This is a genomic window from Sulfurovum sp. bin170, assembly GCF_010892395.1.
Taxonomy (GTDB): Bacteria; Campylobacterota; Campylobacteria; order Campylobacterales; family Sulfurovaceae; genus UBA1140.
The window spans coordinates 1-1,801 of sequence record NZ_JAACKB010000348.1 but is presented as its reverse complement, the minus strand read 5'-3'; the positions used below and the strand labels follow the sequence as shown (position 1 = coordinate 1,801).

The 1,801-nt window shown below is 39.8% G+C and carries 1 protein-coding gene; it reads right to left on the bottom strand.

All coding sequences use genetic code 11. From position 1 onward, the window contains the following. Positions 1-122: 122 nt before the first annotated feature. Positions 123-1,801: cytochrome c biogenesis protein (locus tag GSY74_RS08320; RefSeq protein ID WP_164664642.1), on the bottom strand; the 1,679-nt coding region annotated here is incomplete at its 5' end.

The following is a 1,801-nucleotide window of genomic DNA, read 5'->3' as shown; positions in this document are numbered from 1 at the left end:
TCGGCGTGTTTACACCCGAACTATTTGGTTCAAAAAAAGCTTAATTCATTGGCATTGGGCTTTAGCCTCGTCATATTCGGGACTGAAGTCTCCGATTCCCAATGAGTTTTGCAAAAAGTCTATTACTTCATCTTCCTATTTTTATAAGCCAAGATGCTTAAAATCAACAACCCAGCAGTACCATAATAGACCCACAATGGAATAGGTATAGGCTCACCCGCTGCATAGGAGTGCATTCCTGTAAGATAGTAGTTAACCCCAAAATAGGTCATAAGTACAGATGAGTATGCCCACAAAGAGGCAACATTAAATACATAGAGGTTAGCAAATCGGGGAATAAATCTCAAATGAAGAACAGTAGCATAGATGAGGATAGTCACAGCAGCCCAAGTCTCTTTGCTATCCCAACCCCAGTATCTACCCCAGCTCTCATTTGCCCAAACCCCACCAAGGAAGTTTCCTATAGTATAGAGGAAAAGACCGATGATAAGACTCATCTCTGCAATATTACTCAGCTCTTTTATGGAGTTGTCAATCTGTGGTCGTTTGTCACTTCTTAGTATAAAGAGGAGAAGTACCAAGAGTGAAATCATGGAACCAAGTCCTAAGAAACCAGCACCTGCGATGATTCCTGCCACATGAATAATAAGCCAATAGGATTTTAGAACGGCTACAAGGTTGGTAATCTCTGGATTGACAAAACTCATATGTGCTACGGCTATCGTCACCCCTCCCAAGAGTGCTGTAGCTGTCAAAACAAACGGTGATTTTCTTCCAAAAAATAGTCCTGCCATAATGGTCGTAGCAGAGATAAATACCAGTGCCTCATAGGAGTTTGACCACGGTGCATGACCTGCGATATACCATCTCATAATCATACCAATAACATGTAGTCCAAAACCTATAATCGTAACTCCCCAAGCAATTGCCATAATCTTTTTGAGTGAGAAGCTTGGATTTAGGACATTGATAAAGGAGAATATCAATAGTACCACACCAAGAATAAGATAGAGAGGGATAAGCTTTGCAAAGAGTCTAAGTTCATTGTATTTCAGTTCCATATCAACCATACTATCGTTTAGAATAACTTCTGAGCCAAACTTTTGCTGAAACATCCCTATCATATTAATTGCCTGTTTGGAATCTTTCCACTCCCCACTCTTTCGGTCGTTCTCAAGGCTCACAAACAGATGTTGTGTCATCTGTCTAACGATACCACCTACCTCTTTGGGGAAACTTTTGATAGCTTCTGATGGATTAACCCACTTGTTGTTTGTATCATTTGGAACAGGAAATATCTGTACAAGAGAACCAATGTAGACCATATAGGCTATATTGAGTCGCTCATCTATCTTTACTATCTCTATATCATACTTGTTTTTATCGGTTGCCTTTTTTCTACCTGATTCACTTACTTTTTCGGCTAGTCTGTATCCTGTCTTTTCGTCAAAAAAGTCTGAAAATTTAGCAAATTTAGTCCCTTTTTTTAAACCCAAATCTTTTGCCACTCTTGTGTGTGAGATTTGAATCATTGGCAACTCTTGGTAGTAGCTTGGGTTGGTTGTCATCCCTAGAAGCAATCTAGATGAAGAGATATTATAAATCGAACTTTTTCCAGATATTTTAGTGATAATTTCTCGTGCTAGAGTATCCATCGGCTTCATTCTGCCCTGTGTACCCTGTACGGTAAGCCGAGAGAAGCCATCTACCACCTCGTCATCAATTGAGCTAATATACTCTCTTTGTGAATCATCTATCGTTGGAGATGAAGCTTGAAGAGGGGAAGAGAGACCCAAAAATA